The sequence below is a fragment of the Nocardiopsis sp. FIRDI 009 genome (assembly GCF_003386285.1).
In the GTDB taxonomy this organism is placed as follows: Bacteria; Actinomycetota; Actinomycetes; order Streptosporangiales; family Streptosporangiaceae; genus Nocardiopsis.
Genome location: NZ_QPNC01000009.1, coordinates 430,609 through 446,516, shown reverse-complemented (window position 1 = coordinate 446,516; position 15,908 = coordinate 430,609). Strand labels below are relative to the sequence as shown.

Annotated in this window: 15 protein-coding genes; 4 read left to right on the top strand and 11 right to left on the bottom strand. The window is 72.5% G+C overall.

Annotated elements, in window-relative coordinates:
• Positions 1–79: 79 nt before the first annotated feature.
• The 7 genes from DVR05_RS08770 to moaA form a co-directional block, all read right to left on the bottom strand.
• Positions 80–280: a hypothetical protein gene (locus DVR05_RS08770; protein WP_116245310.1), complete on the bottom strand. Its 201-nt coding sequence runs from the start codon at positions 278–280 to the stop codon at positions 80–82.
• A gap of 265 nt (positions 281–545) precedes the next feature.
• A complete protein-coding gene (locus DVR05_RS08765; protein ID WP_255423018.1) occupies positions 546–1,148 on the bottom strand; it encodes a molybdenum cofactor guanylyltransferase in 603 nt (200 codons plus the stop codon).
• A gap of 41 nt (positions 1,149–1,189) precedes the next feature.
• Positions 1,190–1,798 carry a phosphatase PAP2 family protein gene (locus tag DVR05_RS08760; RefSeq protein WP_116245308.1) on the bottom strand — a complete coding sequence of 203 codons (609 nt, stop codon included), beginning with the start codon at positions 1,796–1,798 and terminating at the stop codon, positions 1,190–1,192.
• Between the two features lie 177 nt (positions 1,799–1,975).
• Positions 1,976–3,163: an RtcB family protein gene (locus DVR05_RS08755; protein WP_116245307.1), complete on the bottom strand. Its 1,188-nt coding sequence runs from the start codon at positions 3,161–3,163 to the stop codon at positions 1,976–1,978.
• A 173-nt stretch (positions 3,164–3,336) separates the two neighbouring features.
• Positions 3,337–4,755 (bottom strand): RtcB family protein, encoded by a 1,419-nt coding sequence (locus tag DVR05_RS08750; protein WP_116245306.1) that lies wholly within the window; start codon positions 4,753–4,755, stop codon positions 3,337–3,339.
• Positions 4,756–4,818: 63 nt separating this feature from the next.
• Entirely contained in the window at positions 4,819–5,241 is a 423-nt protein-coding gene (locus DVR05_RS08745) for an archease (protein WP_116245361.1), read from the bottom strand.
• An 81-nt stretch (positions 5,242–5,322) separates the two neighbouring features.
• Complete coding sequence (moaA, locus tag DVR05_RS08740) at positions 5,323–6,330, bottom strand: GTP 3',8-cyclase MoaA (protein WP_116245360.1); 1,008 nt, start codon at positions 6,328–6,330, stop codon at positions 5,323–5,325.
• Positions 6,331–6,675: 345 nt separating this feature from the next.
• Between moaA and DVR05_RS08735 the strand changes: the two genes are divergently transcribed.
• Positions 6,676–7,509 carry an alpha/beta hydrolase gene (locus tag DVR05_RS08735; RefSeq protein WP_116245305.1) on the top strand — a complete coding sequence of 278 codons (834 nt, stop codon included), beginning with the start codon at positions 6,676–6,678 and terminating at the stop codon, positions 7,507–7,509.
• A gap of 46 nt (positions 7,510–7,555) precedes the next feature.
• Here DVR05_RS08735 and DVR05_RS08730 read toward each other — a convergent pair whose 3' ends face one another.
• On the bottom strand, positions 7,556–9,028 hold the full coding sequence (locus DVR05_RS08730; RefSeq protein ID WP_116245304.1) for a PLP-dependent aminotransferase family protein: 1,473 nt from the start codon (positions 9,026–9,028) through the stop codon (positions 7,556–7,558).
• A gap of 154 nt (positions 9,029–9,182) precedes the next feature.
• On the opposite strand from DVR05_RS08730, the gene DVR05_RS08725 reads away from it, so the two are divergent.
• On the top strand, positions 9,183–9,872 hold the full coding sequence (locus DVR05_RS08725) for a YitT family protein (RefSeq protein WP_116245303.1): 690 nt from the start codon (positions 9,183–9,185) through the stop codon (positions 9,870–9,872).
• Between the two features lie 432 nt (positions 9,873–10,304).
• Entirely contained in the window at positions 10,305–12,110 is a 1,806-nt protein-coding gene (locus DVR05_RS08720; protein ID WP_232832038.1) for a glycoside hydrolase family 15 protein, read from the top strand.
• A gap of 52 nt (positions 12,111–12,162) precedes the next feature.
• Here the strand turns inward: DVR05_RS08720 and DVR05_RS27325 are convergent, their stop codons facing one another.
• The 3 genes from DVR05_RS27325 to DVR05_RS08705 are packed head-to-tail and all read right to left on the bottom strand — an operon-like array spanning position 12,163 to position 14,562.
• Entirely contained in the window at positions 12,163–12,681 is a 519-nt protein-coding gene (locus tag DVR05_RS27325) for an NPCBM/NEW2 domain-containing protein (protein ID WP_232832037.1), read from the bottom strand.
• Positions 12,682–12,688: 7 nt separating this feature from the next.
• Complete coding sequence (locus DVR05_RS08710) at positions 12,689–13,855, bottom strand: cytochrome P450 (RefSeq protein ID WP_116245302.1); 1,167 nt, start codon at positions 13,853–13,855, stop codon at positions 12,689–12,691.
• Positions 13,852–14,562, bottom strand: a complete 711-nt coding sequence (locus DVR05_RS08705) for a tRNA-dependent cyclodipeptide synthase (protein ID WP_116245301.1) — start codon at positions 14,560–14,562, stop codon at positions 13,852–13,854. The genes DVR05_RS08710 and DVR05_RS08705 overlap by 4 nt, the downstream gene beginning before the upstream one ends.
• 629 nt (positions 14,563–15,191) lie before the next feature.
• Here DVR05_RS08705 and DVR05_RS08700 point away from each other — a divergent pair.
• Positions 15,192–15,866: a uracil-DNA glycosylase gene (locus tag DVR05_RS08700; RefSeq protein WP_116245300.1), complete on the top strand. Its 675-nt coding sequence runs from the start codon at positions 15,192–15,194 to the stop codon at positions 15,864–15,866.
• The last annotated feature ends 42 nt before the right edge of the window (positions 15,867–15,908 follow it).

Here is a 15,908-nt window from a genome sequence, read left to right as displayed (position 1 = left end):
CCGGTACGGGATGTGCCGCTCGGCCGCTGACCGGGCACCGGTCGTGGCGCACCGGCAGTGGGTTCGGGACGACAGATGATCAGCGCTGGTCGGACGAGAGCGCCCGAATCGACGCCAACCGCGCCGCCTCCTCGAAGGTGTGGGCGTACAGGGCGCGGACACTCGACGCCGAACGCGGTTCGATCCGCCACACCGCCCCGTTTCCGTGCTCCCCCGGGGCGAGCCGGGTGAACAGCACGTGGGGGAACCGGGAGGAGAGGTCGTGCAGTTCGGAATCCATGGGGGTCAGACTAATCCGCTGCCGACCCCTGATACCCGTCCTCGGTCCGGACGGGCGCCCCCGCGGAGGCAACCACGTCCACGTCGGGGACGAAGGCGGCGACCTCACGTGCAGAAAGTGCGGTGCCTCCTAACCTTGACCCCGCCTCTGCCCCGGCCGCCCCCTCGCGGCCGGGGGGCCGCGGTGGGACGCCGCTCCGGGCAGGCGCGGCGCAGCCGGGGGGGGAGGGACACGGTCATGGGGGACCGGGGCCGGTCCAGGCGCTTCAGGGGGCGTCCGGGGTGTCCCGCTCCAGGTCCCCGCGCACCCGGGCGAGGTCCTCGGGGGTGTCGCAGTCGAACTCGGCGCCGTCGTCGGCCAAGGTGACCCGGCGCGGCTCCAGCGGGCCGAGGAGACCGTACAGGGATCGGCCCCGGTAGTCGGAGAGCGCCGCGCGGACGGCGTCGGTGCGCCACACCCCGGTCAGCCACTGCTCACGCCCGTCCGCGTCCACGTACACCGCCCCGGGGTCGGTCGCCGTGCGGGCGGCGGAGAGTTCGGCCAGGTGAGCCGCGGTCAGGCGCGGCAGGTCGGCGGCCAGCAGCGCGAACCGGGGCGCGCGCACGTGCGCCAGCCCGGCGCGCAGAGCGGGCACGGGTCCGGCCCCGGGCGGGTCCTCCCGGACGTAGCGCGCGGGTGGGCTCTCCCGGGGCGGGCCGACGACGATGACGCGGGCGTCGGGGGCGTGGGCGCGGACCGCGTCGGCGACCCGCTCCAGCATCGTGCGCCCCGCGACGGTCAGGCCGGGTTTGTCGGCTCCGCCCATCCGCCGGGCGGCGCCTCCGGCGAGGACGACCGCGTCCAGGCCCCCTGGCGGTGTGCTGCTCACCCTCCCAGGATGGACCACCTGGGACCGGGCCGGCTCCCGGGTCAGCCCACCCACTGGAAGACGCACCCGGCCACGGTCGCCCCCAGCGCCGCCCCCGCGAGGGTCTGGGCGGGCGTGTGGTCGCCAAGACGCACGCGCGACCACCCCACCAACGCCACCACCGGGACCGTGACCACCGGGAGGGAACCGTAGGTCAGCGCCAGGAGGACGGCCGAGCCCCCGGCCACCGCCGTGTGCACCGAGATCTTCCACCGGGCGGCGACCGTGACGGCGAGGGTGACGAACAACGTGGCCAGCATCGCGACGACCAGAGCCAGCATCGCCGTGGGCGCGTCGAGGGCGAGCAGGGTCGCGACACCGGAGACGACACAGCCGATGATGATCAGCAGCGGGACGAGCCGCTGCCCGCGGTCGCGCACGTGGTGGTCGGTCCACCACCCCAGCCGGGCGCCGACGATGAGGAGACCGTAGGGGACGACGCCGCAGAACAGGGCGGCCAGGACACCCCAGCCCAGACCGGCCGGTCCGGGTGCGGCGTACCAGCCGATGGCCAGGAGGACGGCCACGACCAGGATCCCCGGCGCGCAGACCTCGGTGATGATCCGGGCCGCCCGGTCGGCGATGCCGCGGGGCGGAGTCGTGGTCGTCATGGCTGGACGGGCTCCTGGGGTTCGGGCTGGACGGGGGCGGGGGCGCGGCCCGTTCACGGCACGGGCGAGTCCCAGTATGCCCGCGGGCGCTCACCCGTCGGCGCCGTGGACCGGCCCGGGGCCGTGTTCCCTTGATCTCCCTGCTCGGGGCGCCCCGGTCGGGCGCCCCGGTACCGGTCAGCCCTTGACGCACACCACCTGGCGCAGGTGGTGGACCACCTCGACCAGGTCGGTCTGGGCCTCGATCACCGACTCCAGGTCCTTGTACGCGCCGGGGATCTCGTCCACCACGCCGAGGTCCTTGCGGCACTCCACACCCCTGGTCTGCTCCTCCAGGTCCGCCTTGGTGAACGTCCTGCGGGCCTTGTTCCGGCTCATCCGGCGGCCCGCCCCGTGCGAGGCGGAGTTGAACGAGTCCGGGTTGCCCAGCCCGCGCACGATGTAGGTGCCCGTGGCCATGGAACCGGGGATGATCCCGAAAGCGCCCTTCCCCGCGTGGATGGCGCCCTTGCGGGTGACGAGCACGTCCACGCCGTCGTAGGTCTCCTCCGCGACGTAGTTGTGGTGGCAGGAGATCCACTGCTCGAACCGCGTGCCGGGGATCTGGTCGGCCAGGGTCCGGCACGCCAGGCCCATCATGACGTCGCGGTTGCGGCGCGCGTAGTCCTGGGCCCAGAACAGGTCGCGGCGGTAGTCGGTCATCTCGGGGGTGTCGGCGAGGAACACCGCCAGGTCGCGGTCGACCAGGCCCTGGTTGTGCGGCAGCGACCGGGCCCTGCCGATGTGGTGGTCGGCCAGCTCCTTGCCGATGTTGCGCGATCCGGAGTGCAGGACGAGCCAGACCACGCCGTCGTCGTCCAGGCACACCTCCAGGAAGTGGTTGCCGCCGCCGAGGGTGCCCATCTGGCGGCGGGCCTTGGTCAGCCGCGGGTGCACGGCCTCGGCGAGGTCGTCGAAGCCGCCCCAGAACCGGTCCCAGTCCGTGCTGCGCAGGCCGGGCACGGTCGCGGGGTCGACCGGCTCGTCGTGGGCCTTGAAGCCGACGGGGATCGCCGCCTCCAGGGCCGAGCGCAGGCGGCCCAGGTCGTCGGGGAGCCGTTCGGCGGTCAGGTCCGTGCGCACAGCGGTCATCCCGCAGCCGATGTCCACGCCGACGGCGGCGGGGCTGACGGCGTCGCGCATGGCGATGACGGAGCCGACCGTGGCGCCCTTGCCGTAGTGCACGTCCGGCATCACGGCCAGCCCGTGGATCCAGGGCATCCGGGTGACGTTGCGCAGCTGGTCCATCGCCTGGGCCTCGACCTGGTCCGGGTCGGCCCACATGCGGATCGGAACCCGTTCACCGGCGACCTCGGTGTAGGACATGACAGGCCACCTCCCTTTCCTGATCTGGCTTGGTGCGCTCCCCCTGGGACGCCTCGCCCCCCGGGGTTGGTTCGGCCGAGGCGGGGCGCAGGCCCCGCAGAACCACGGCCGGGGTACATCCAGTCAGAGTCAGCGGGAGGTGGCAACCGGATTTTCCGCGGAGACGGCGGGCGTCACCCCTTCACGACGCCCAGCGGCACGAGCCGGGCCACCTTGCGGCACAGTCCCGCTCCGACGCTGGCGTCCACCACGTCGGTGACGTCCTTGTAGGCGGACGGCGCCTCCTCCGCCAGTCCCTTCCACGACGTTCCGCGCACCGCGACACCGTGCGCCTCCAGGTCGTCCCGCAGCGCTCTGCCCCGCACCCTGCGCACGGCCTCGTGGCGGCTCATCACCCGGCCCGCGCCGTGGCAGGTGGAGTGGAACGCCTGTCCGCCCCGGACGCCGGTCAGCACGTAGGAGGCGGTCCCCATCGTGCCGGGGATGAGCGTGGGCTGGCCGACATCGGCCAGTTCCGCGGGGAGGTCGGGGTGGCCCGGCGGCCACGCCCGGGTGGCGCCCTTGCGGTGCACGCACAGCCGGCGCCGCCGTCCGTCGACCTCGTGGGTCTCCACCATGGCGAGGTTGTGGGACACGTCGTAGACGAGGTCGAGGCCGCAGCCCGCGCCGGAGTCGAAGGCCCGCCGGGCGGCCTCGCCGAGCAGCTGCCGGTTGACCCGCGCGAAGTTGGTCGCCGCCGCCATCGCCCCGAGGTAGGCGTGCCCCTCCTCCGACTCGACCGGGACGCAGGCGAGCTGCCGGTCCGGGACCGAGATCCCGTGGCGCCGCATCGCCTTCTCCATCACGCGCACCTGGTCGGAGCAGACCTGGTGCCCGAGGCCGCGCGAGCCGGTGTGGATCATCACGCAGACCTGGCGCGGCCGCAGTCCGAACACCTGCGCCGCCCGCGCGTCGTAGACCTCCTCGACCGCCTGGACCTCCAGGAAGTGGTTGCCCGAGCCGAGACTGCCGACCTGCCCGAGTCCGCGTTCCACCGCCCGGGGACTGATCCCGCCCGGGTCGGCGTCCGCCATCCGCCCGCCGTCCTCACACCGCAGCAGGTCACGTTTCACGCCGTGTCCGGTCTCCACCGCGTGGCACGCCCCGCCCTCCAGGACGTCACGGAGCTTGGCCGCGTCGGACATCCGCCACACGCTGCCGCGCTTCATGCCGCGCGGGACGCTGTGGTCGAGCGCGTCCATGACCGCGCCCAGTCGCGGCTCGAACGCGTCCCGGTCCAGGTCGGCGGCGAGGAGCCGGACGCCGCAGGAGATGTCGAACCCCACCCCGCCGGGCGAGACCACCCCGGCCTCGTCCAGGTCGGTGGCGGCGACGCCGCCGATGGGGAACCCGTAGCCCCAGTGCATGTCCGGCATCGCGTAGGAGGCCACGACGATGCCCGGCAGGGTCGCCACGTTGGCCACCTGGTGCAGTGACTCGTCCGCGGCCGGGTCGGGCAGCAGCCGTCGCGACGCGAACACGATGCCCGGTACCCGCATCCCTCCCTCGCGTTCGACACGGAACCGGTACGGAGTCTCTTCGGTGATGCGCATGGCACGCCCCCGGATGCGTCGAAGGGACCACTGCTCGTGGCCGGGCCGCTCACGGACCCGGTCTCAGACGTCGACCGTCACGGTGCACCACCATCCCTCCGGGCCGCGTTCGCAGCGCAGCCGGTGCAGGGAGACGGCCTTGGGGATCGCGCCGACGGGTTCGAGCGCGTCGGCGTCGACCATCGCGAACCGGGCCCGGAGCCCGGTGGGCGTGGCCCGCACCTCGGTCGCGGACGGGAGCAGCCCCCTGGTCTCCAGGAGGTAGACGACCTCGTCGATCGCCGCGGCGAGCAGGTCGGCGTCGGTCTCGCCCGCCAGGTCGCGTTCGACGGTCGTCGTGGCGGGCGGCGGGTCGGCGCCGACGACGCTCTCCACCACCGCGGCCACGGCGTGCGCGACGCACTCCTCCCGGGTCGGGGCCCACGCCTCCACCCGCAGGTCCGCCGTGTGGGCGGTGGCCCGGTGACCGGCGTCCGTTCTCGGCATGGTCACGGCTTCCTGGTCCGCTGTGTCGTGGTCCTCCCCTTCCCCTGTCGTGCCCGCTCGGACCGGATGGCTACCGGGTGATCAGCCGCCGATCGCCGACATCGGCCGGGCCGGTTGGAGGAAGGCGGGGTCGTTGATGCCGTGGCCGGGGAGCTTGGTGGCCACGGCCGCCCGCCAGCTGTCGGCGATCTCCTCGTCGGTCGCGCCGCCGCGCAGCAGGGCGCGCAGGTCGGACTCCTGCCGGGCGAACAGGCAGTTGCGGATCTGACCGTCGGCGGTGAGGCGCACCCGGTCGCACGCTCCGCAGAACGGCCGGGTCACGGAGCCGATCACGCCGACGGTGGCCTGGTCGCCGCCCGGGAAGCGGACGCCGCGCACGTGGAAGAGTTCGGCGGGGGCGCTGCCGCGGGTGTCGGCGTCGGCGGCCTCCAGGGTGAAGTCGGCCTCCAGGCGGGCGAGGATCTCGTCGGCGGTGACCATGGTGTCGCGGCGCCAACCGTGCTGGGCGTCCAGCGGCATCTGCTCGATGAAGCGCAGTTCGTAGCCGTGCTCGACGCAGTAGCTCAGGAGGTCGGCGGCCTCGTCGTCGTTGACTCCGCGCATGAGCACCGCGTTGACCTTGACGGGGGTCAGTCCGGCCTCGGCCGCACCGGCCATCCCGTCGAGGACGTCCTGGAGGCGGCGTCTGCGGGCCAGCCGCTCGAAGCGGTCGTGGCGCAGGGTGTCGAGGGAGACGTTGACGCGGTCCAACCCCGCCTCGGCCAGGGCCGGGGCCATGCGGGCCAGGCCGATGCCGTTGGTGGTGAGGGCGGTCTGCGGGCGGGGGGTGAGGGCGGTGGTCCCGGCGACGAGGCCGGGCAGGCCGCGGCGGAGGAGGGGCTCTCCGCCGGTGAAGCGGACCTCGGTGATGCCGAGGCGGGTGACGCCGACACGGATCAGGCTCAGGATCTCGTCGTCGGTGAGCAGTTCCGGTTTGGGCAGCCATTCCAGGCCCTCGGGCGGCATGCAGTAGGTGCACCTGAGGTTGCAGCGGTCGGTGAGCGACACCCGCAGGTCAGTCGCCACTCGCCCGTAGGAGTCGGCCAGCACGAGCGTCACCCTCTCCAGTCTGAGTTACCGGACGGGTCGGACTCGGATAGACCCGTCCGAGGGATACCCACTGGTTAGCGTAGAAGATCACCTTTTATGTGGAGTAGATAACATCGCACCTTATGGAGTATTTCGTTCCCCTCTACGAACGGAGGACCGCCCGCCTGGGGCGCGGCTACGAACGGACGCGCCGATCGTTATACGCTTGATGCCCGCGGCACGGCCGATCCCCCCGGTCTCACTCGTGTCACCGTGGTTGACGGCTGTCCCAGCCGGTGCACGTGCCCGGACCGTGCCGCCGTAGGGTGTTCCCACAGATCGTCGCAGACGAGGAGGCGGAGCGCCGTGATCACCACACGCGAGTGGGCCCTGGCGGGCGGACCCGACGGTTCGGGGAGGCTGGCGGCACGGGCGTGGGCGTCCACGGAGAGCGAACCGACGTGGTTGGCGGTGCTGGTCCACGGCTACGGCGAACACCTCGGACGCTACGAACGGGTGGCGGCGGACCTGGTGGCGTCGGGCGCGGTGGTCTACGGCGCCGACCACCGCGGACACGGACGCTCCTCGGGTGAGCGCGTGCTCATCGACGACTTCGCCGGTGTGGTCGAGGACCTCCACCGCGTCATCACCCAGGCGCGGACCGCCTACCGCTCGCTCCCGCTGGTCCTCATCGGGCACTCGATGGGCGGTCTGATCGCCGCCCGCTACGCCCAGACCCACCCCGAGGAGGTCCGGGCGCTGGTCGTGGCCTCCCCGGTCCTGGGACGCTGGGAGGCGCTGGAGACGCTGCGCTCCCTGGAGCAGATCCCGGACGTGCCCATCGACCCCGCCACGCTCTCCCGGGACCCCGACGTCGGCGCCGCCTACACCGCCGACGAACTCGTCTGGCACGGTCCCTTCAAACGGCCCACGATCGAGGCGATGCTCACCGAACTGGACCGCGTCAAGGCGGCGGGCACCGTGGGAGACCTGCCGCTGCTGTGGCTGCACGGCTCCGACGACGCCCTAGTGCCGCTCTCCGGGAGCAGGGCGGGCGTCGACGGCCTGGCGGGCTCGGACGTGACCGTCCGGATCTTCCCCGGGGCCAGGCACGAACTGTTCAACGAGACCAACCGGGACGAGGCGCTGGCCGAGGTGGTCCGTTTCGCCCACCGGTTCGCCGGCGACCGCCGGGGCTGACCCCGAAAGCCCGCCGGGTCGGGTCGGAGGCGCCGCGGTCCGCCCCTCAGACGAAGAGCTGACCGCGCGGTTGGACCGGGTGCGCGAGGGTGTCGGCGTAGGCGGCGGCCAACCGGTCCACCGCGTCGGACAGCACGTCCGGCGGCTGGGTGTAGGCCAGGCGCACGTACCGTTCCAGGGTCCCGTCGACACCGAACACCGGACCCGCCGCCGGGTGCACGCCGTGCCGGTTCGACGCCACCGCCAGGGCGCCGGCGACCGGGTGGGGCAGCGTGGTCCACAGCACCAGGCCGCCCCCGGGCACACTGGGCCGCCAGTCCGGCAGCCGCTCGCGCAGCGCGTACACCAGGGCGTCGCGGTTGCGCCGCAGCTGGCGGCTGCGTTCGGCGCGGATCCGCATCACGTCGGCGAGCAGGTGCGTGACGGTGAGCTGGTCGAGCACCGCCCCGGCCAGGTCGAAGCGCTGGCGGGCGGACATCAGTCGCGCCACCATAGGCGGCGTGGCGCGGATCCAGCCCACGCGCAGCCCGCCCCACAGCAGCTTGGCCACCGAACCGACGGTCAGCACCCGGCCGTCGGTGTCGTGGGCGGCCACCGGGGCGGGCAGGTCGCCGGAGTCGATGGCCAGTTCGGCGACGGACTCGTCGATGATCAGGTGGGTGTCCGCCCGGCGGGCCTCACGGACCAGGGCCCGGCGCTCCTCGTCGTCCATCAGCGCGCCGGTGGGGTTCTGGAAGTCGGGGATGAGGTAGGCCAGTCCCGGCTTCCACTGACGGAAGGCGTCGGACAGGTACTCCATGTCCCACCCCTGGGGGGTGACGCCGACGGTCCGGATCCGGGCGCCCGCCCTGCGGGCCGCGTCCACCGCGTGCGGGTAGGTGGGCGACTCGACCAGGACCTCGTCTCCGGGTTGCAGCAGCAGGTCCAGGGCCAGCGCGATCCCCTGCTGGGCTCCGTTGGTGACGAAGATCTGCTCGGGGGTGGTGGGCAGCCCGCGTTCGACGTAGCGGCGGGCGATCGCGTGCCGCAGCTCCGGAAGGCCGTAGGGGTAGTAGCCGAGTCCGCCCACGTGCGCGGCGAGTTGTTCGGCGGCCTGGAACGAGGCGGCGCGCAGGCCCTCCACGGCGGGCGGCGCGGCCACCCCGAGGTCGATGTGCTCGGCGACGGGGGTGAACGGTGACAGCTCGCTGGTGCCGGTGTCGGGCAGGACCGTCCAACTGCCCGCGCCCTGACGGCTGTCCAGGAAACGGTTGTCGCGCAGCCAGGCGTAGGCGGAGGTGACGGTGTTGCGGCTGACGCCGAGGGCGTTGGCCAGGTCGCGCTCGGCGGGCAGACGGGTGTTGGTGGGGACCCGGCCGTCCAGGATCAGTCCGCTGACGGACCGGGCGATGGCCAGGTAGTAGGGGCGTTCGACGGGGGCCTCCCCGATGAGGCGGGCCAGCAGGCGGCCGTTGATCCGCCGACTGCCGCCCCCCGTGGGGGTCCGCTCCGTCCCGCGGTGACCGCTCTGCCGCGCCATGCCGACACTCCCCCGTGTCCGAGTTTCGGGCCACTTGCTCTGATTGGCGCTTCATTTCGAGCACCACCTTGGCCACCATACCGATGTGGCACCGTTCATGGCCCCATCGAACGGTCCACCATGCCCGTCATCACCCGAGGACCAGGAGAACCGCGTGGCCGATCACCCCCAGCCCCTCGACCAGGGGCCAGCCCCCGCCGCGGCGTGGCGCCGACTCGCCCGGATCGTGCCCCGGCCGCGGGCGCGGCGCCTCGTGCAGCTGTACCTGGGGCTGGTGCTGTACGGGCTCAGCGGCGCCCTGCTGGTCCGGGCCGAACTGGGCGCGATGCCCTGGGACGTGCTGCACCAGGGGTTGGCGCGGCGCACGGGACTGTCGATCGGCACGTGGAGCGTGGTCGTCGGGGCGGCGCTGATGCTGCTGTGGATCCCGCTGCGGCAGCGTCCCGGTCTGGGGACGCTGAGCAACGTGGTCGTCGTCGGCACGACGGTGGACCTGTTCCTGTGGCTCCTCCCCTCACCCGAGCCCCTGCTCCTGCGGGTGGGCGCGCTGTCGCTGGGCGTGCTGGTGTGCGGTGCGGCCACCGGGTGCTACATCGGCGCCAACCTCGGTCCGGGCCCGCGCGACGGCCTGATGACCGGACTCGCCGAGCGCGGGTGGTCGGTGCGGGTGGCCCGCACGGTGATCGAGGTGGCCGTCGTGGTCACCGGTGCCCTGCTCGGCGGGACGCTGGGGGTGGGGACGATCGTGTACGCCCTGGCGATCGGCCCGCTCGCCCAGATGTTCCTGCCGATGATGCGCGTACCCGACCGAGCGCCGTGGGCCCGGGCTCCGTCTCACCGCTGACCGGGCCGCCATTCGCAGTTGATCACCGCGTCATAACTTCTGGAACCACAAACCCCGCAATTCGTTACATAACACCCTGCGTGTTCACATGCACGTGCAATTGCGGGTAGCGCACACCCCGGGAAGAAGGGAAGATGGGGACCGCGGTGAACGACAGGAAGACGGGTTCGGCCACTCCCTTCGGTCCGCCTCTTTAGCCTGCCCCCACCTGGGCACATAACCGGGTATACGGGAGGCAAGCGAGGGCGGGGGAGGTGAGCCGATGACCCGGACGGCGCCCCTTCCCGGCCCTGGACCACGTCCGGCGCCGGGACGGGCCGGAGACCCCCGACGGGGCGCGTACACGGGCGTGCGCGGTGCGACCGTGAAGGCGCGGCGCGACCCCGTCCCCACACGGGTTCTCGCGCCGACCGCACAGACCATGACGACGCGTTGGGGGTGAGCCGCGTGCCCGGCTGGATCGAGGACTACGCACTGATCGGCGACATGCAAACCGCCGCTTTGGTCGGGCGGGACGGCTCCATCGACTGGGCGTGTCTGCCGGACTTCGACTCCTCCGCCTGTTTCGCCGCCCTCCTGGGCGACGACCAGAACGGCAGCTGGTCGCTCCGGCCCGCTGACGGCCGACCTGACGCCACCCGGCGTCGGTACCGGGGGGAGACGCTGATCCTGGAGTCGGAGTGGGACACCGACACCGGGAGCGTGCGGGTCATCGACTTCATGCCGCCGCGCGGCGGAGCACCGCACATCGTGCGCATCGTCGAGGGGATCAGCGGATCGGTCCGGATGGAGACCACCATGCGGATCCGGTTCGACTACGGCCACGTGGTGCCGTGGATGCACCGCGCCGGAACCGAACTGGTCGCCATCGCCGGGCCCGACGCCATCTGGCTGAGCGCGCCCGTCGCCCTCCAGGGCCACAACTTCACCCACGACGCCTCCTTCACCGTCACCGCGGGTCAGCGCGTGCCGTTCGTGATGACCTGGCACCCCTCGCAGGTGGAGGAGTCCGACCACCTGGACGCGGAGAAGGCGCTGTCGCGGACCGAGCGGTTCTGGGAGAAGTGGGTCGACCAGTGCACCTACGACGGCCCCTACCGCGAGGCGGTCGTGCGCTCCCTCATCGTGCTCAAGGCCCTCACCTACCGGCCCACCGGCGGGATCGTGGCCGCCCCCACCACCTCGCTGCCCGAGGAGATCGGCGGGGTGCGCAACTGGGACTACCGGTACTGCTGGCTGCGGGACGCGACCATCACCCTGGAGGCGCTGATCCGCTCCGGGTACAAGGAGGAGGCCTTCGCCTGGCGTGAGTGGCTGGTCCGGGCGGTGGCCGGTGAGCCGCAGCTCATGCAGATCATGTACGGCATCCGCGGGGAGCGGAGGCTGACCGAGTGGGAGGCCGACTGGCTGCCCGGGTACGAGGCGTCGCGGCCGGTACGGATCGGCAACGCGGCGGTCGGCCAGTACCAGCTCGACGTGTACGGCGAGGTCATGGACGTGCTGCACCTGGCCCGCCGGTCCAACATTCGCGGCGGCGACTACCTGTGGGGGCTCCAGCGCTCACTGGTGAACTACCTGGAGTGGTGCTGGGACGAACCCGACGAGGGCCTGTGGGAGGTGCGCGGCCCGCGCCAGCACTTCGTGCACTCCAAGGTGATGGCCTGGGTGGCGGCCGACCGGGCGGTGCGCAGCATCGAGGAGTTCGGCAAGGAGGGCCCCATCGAACGGTGGCGGGCCCTGCGCGACACCATCCACGCCGAGGTGTGCGAGTACGGCTACGACCCGCACCGCAACACCTTCACCCAGTACTACGGCAGCAAGGAACTGGACGCGGCGCTGCTGCTCATCCCCGAGGTGGGCTTCCTGCCCTACGACGACCCGCGCGTGATCGGCACCATCGAGGCGATCCGCAAGGACCTCATGGTCGACGGTTTCGTGCTGCGGTACCGCACCGACCTGGAGACCTCCGCCGACAAGCTGCCCGGGGACGAGGGCGCCTTCCTGGCGTGCAGCTTCTGGATGGCCAACGCCCTGCTGTCCATCGGCCGCCAGGAGGAGGCCAGGGAGCTGTTCGAGCGGTTGCTGTCGCTCCGCAACGACCTGGGGCTGCTCGCCGAGGAGTGGGACCCGCACGCCGGTCGCCAGGTCGGCAACTTCCCGCAGGCGTTCAGCCACGTGCCGCTGGTGACCACCGCGCTCAACCTCGCCGACCGCCAGGGCGGCTGGCGCGCGGAGTAGACCCGAGCCGACGGCCGCGTGCGCCGTCCCCGCCCGGAGACGGCGCACGCGGTCAGCCGGTCAGGGTGGGTTCCGCCCAGACCGGGTAGACGCTGTCGTCACCGGGCTCGACCTCCAACCGGAGGCGCAGCACGTCGGTGACGTCCACGTCGAGGTCGATCGTCTCCCCCAGCCGGACGGTCTCGGTGATGAGCGACTCGTCGTCGGCGTAGACGGTGAAGGTCACGGTCTCGGAGGCGCTGGAGGTGTCGTCCACGCCGACCGTGGCGGTGAACGACGTGTGGGCGCGGCTGAGGGTGTGGTCCACCCATCCGTCGCAGTCGGCGTAGTCGTCCCCGCACACGTCCGGGGAGACGAGCGCGCGGCTGTACACCTGGGCGTTCATCTCGGCGCGACCCGCGTCGTGCGTCCACCGGCCGTCCCGGTCGACCTGTCCGAGCCGGGTGGGCAGGGTGGTCCCCGGGTCCGCGTCGTCGGGGGCGTCCGGCTCCGGGGCGGAGGGGGCGGCGCCCCGCGCCCGACCGAGTCCGGTGCCACCGGCACCCGCTTCCGGTGCCGGTGGCCTCAGCACCGCGGCCTCACCACAGGACCGGCAGCCGTTCGGGCAGCCGTTTGATGAACCCCGGCCGCCACGCCAGCTGCTCGGCGGGCACCGCCAACCGCAGCTCCGGCAGCCGGGCGACCAGCGCCGTCAGCGCCGCCTCGGCGTGGGCGCGGCCCAGCGCGGACGCCGGACAGTAGTGCCGCCCGCCGCCGAAGGCCAGGTGCGGGTTCTTCTCCCGGTCGATGTCGATCACCTCCGGACGGTCGAACACCGCGGGGTCGTGGTTGGCGCCCTCCACCAGGACGAGCACGAGTTCGCCCGCGCGGACCAGGGTGTCGTCGAGCCACACGTCCTCGGTGGCGATCCGGGGCAGGGCGTCACCGATGGACAGGTTGTAGCGCATGAGTTCGTCCACGGCCCGCGGCACGTCCCCGGGGTTCTCGTGCAGGCGCCTGACCAGTTCGGGGCGTTCGGCGAGGGCGAGGATCGCGTGGAGGAGGAAGGCCGAGGTGCTCACCGCGCCCGCGCCGAACAGCGAGACGGCGACCGTGGCCAGCAGCTCGTCGTCGAGGCCCTCGGTGGCGCGCAGGTCGGCGAACCTGCCGAGCAGTCCGGACCGGGGACCGGAGCGCAGCTGGTCGAGCATGTAGCCGTGGTCCTTGTTCCAGTTGGCCCCAGCGCCCTCGAACGGGGACGGGCTGGTCAGGAACGCGACGTCGACACCCTGCATCAGCCGCCGCCAATCCCCGACGGGAACGCCGATGATCTTGCAGTGCAGGGCCGCGGAGAAGGGTTCGGTGAATCCGTCGCGCAGGTCCGCGGGCGGCCCCTGGCCGACGAGTGCGTTGATGAGCGCGTGCGCCTCGGCGAGCATCCACCCGGCCAGCGTTCCGGTGGGCCGCAGCGACTTCATCACCGCGCTCCTGAGCCCGGCGCTGTTGATGTTGCCCATGTTGTTGACCACCTCGGGCGGGATGGTCAGCGCGTACTGCCGGGGCGCCCCGGGTCGCGAGGTCTCCTTGAGGCTGAACCGCTCGTCCTCCAGCACGGTGGTGGCCAGCGCGTGGGTGCTCACCAGCCAGGCGGGGTCCCCGGTCATCGTGCGGACGCGGGCGACGGGCCGGTGCTCGCGCAGCCACGAGCACTCCACGGGCACGGTCCTGCCGTCCCGGGACAGGGGGAAGGTGAGATCGATGGTCATCGGCGGACTCCCTCGCGGGGCAGCGGTCGGATGGTGGCGTAGGCCTGGGACGCGGCGGCGCGCAGGCCGCGCTCCCGGGTGAAGAGGAGTTCGGTCGGCGGCATCTCGACGTGGTAGCAGCTCACGGAGGAACCGACGCCGAGGATGGCCGGGGTGTCGAGGAAGAACGGGAGCTCGCGGGCCAGATAACGCATCCCCGCGTCCCACTGTTCGGCGGTGGGTTCCGCCTCACCCCGCCGAGGGAGGAGGAAGCGGCGGATCGTGCGTTCGCAGACGCCCCTGAACTCCGGGTCGTCCAGCATGGCCTTCTCCACGTCGGCGCGCAGGGACAGGTAGGCGGGATCGTCCTCGAACGCCGAGAGCGCCGTGCAGCGCGCGTCGGATCCGGAGATCTCGATGCCCTGGAGGATCCTCCTCCGCAGAGCGCGGACGTCCTTGGTGGCGCGTCGGCGCGCCCGGTCGGGGTCGTACCCGAGGGCGACGAGCATCGTGTCGACCTCCCGGTCGGCGTAGACGACGTCGACCGAGTCGAATCGGGGCCGTGCCCACGCCAGGAGCGCGGAGACACGCTCGCGGGTGAAGTACCCGTTTCCCGGGCTCGCCCCGACGAGGAGGTGTTCTCCCCGGTCGTAGACGACGGAGCAGTTGACGGTGAAGGGAATGGCCTCGAACTCGGCCATGGTGATCGTGGGGACGGAAGTTCCCATGGTGGAGCCTCCTGCTTTCGCGCGCTTTCGGCCAGTGGTCACAACGGCGAGGGGGACGGCGCCGCGGACGCGGACGTGGGCGCGGGGCGACGTGGTCGGGCGCGACGGCCGGTCCGCGATGGCGGACGGGCCGTGCCGGGGGCACCGCGCACACGGACACGGGGTTCCCGTGGCCGCGCGTCACCGCGCGAGGGGTGGTGGCCGGAGTGCCTCGGCGGCGCGGAGGGAGGATGCGCGGTGGATTCGGAAGCGGGCACCGGAGACGGCGTCACGGACGGCGACGCGTGTCCGGTGTCGGGTTCCTAGACGGAGGGGGGCACGCCGCGCGGAGAGGGCGGGTGCTGCCGGAACGGCTGTGGATCCGCGGGTTCGGGGACGTGCAGCCCCAGGCGGCGGACGCGCACGTGTGATTCACCTCGTGGTGTCGCTAGTCCCTGTGGAGCCCTGTGCTCCCGGTGTGGCGACAGCGACCCCAAGTTATCGCCAGTGCCGCTGTGTGAGCACCCCGTGGCCGGATGTGGTCAACTGCCCCGCCCCTCTTGACCACCTGGCGGGGACCGGCCCCGGGACGGGCTCCGGATCGCCCGAAGCGGTCATGGTTGTCGCCGTCTGCCGCTAGTGTTCTGGCCATGCCGAGTAGGGATCTGAACGAAATCATGGACAGCGGTTGGGCGAAGGCCCTGGAGCCGGTCGCCCCGCAGATCGCCGCGATGGGCGACTTCCTGCGCCAGGAGGTCGCGGAGGGCCGGACCTACCTCCCCGCCGGAGAGCACGTCCTGCGCGCCTTCCAACAACCGTTCGACGACGTGCGTGTGCTCATCGTCGGCCAGGACCCCTACCCCACGCCGGGCAACCCGGTGGGGTTGAGCTTCTCCGTGGCGCCGGACGTGCGGCTGCCCGCGAGCCTGCGCAACATCTACAAGGAGATGCAGGAGGACCTCGGGGTGCCCATGCCCTCCAACGGCGACCTCACGCCGTGGACCGAGCAGGGCGTGCTGCTGCTCAACAGGGTGCTCACGGTCGCGCCGGGCAAGGCCGGGTCGCACCGCGGCAAGGGCTGGGAGGCCGTGACCGAACAGGCCATCCGGGCGCTGGCCGAGCGCGGCAAGCCGCTGGTGGCGATCCTGTGGGGGCGGGACGCGCGCAACCTGCGGCCGATGATGCCGGGTGTGCCGTGTGTGGAGTCCGCGCACCCGAGCCCGCTGTCGGCCCGCAACGGCTTCTTCGGCTCCAAGCCGTTCAGCCGCACCAACGAACTGCTCCGGGAGCAGGGCGCCGAGCCGGTGAACTGGCAGCTGCCCTAGGACGTCACACGATCCCGGGAACGAGAACGCCCCGAACCCCCG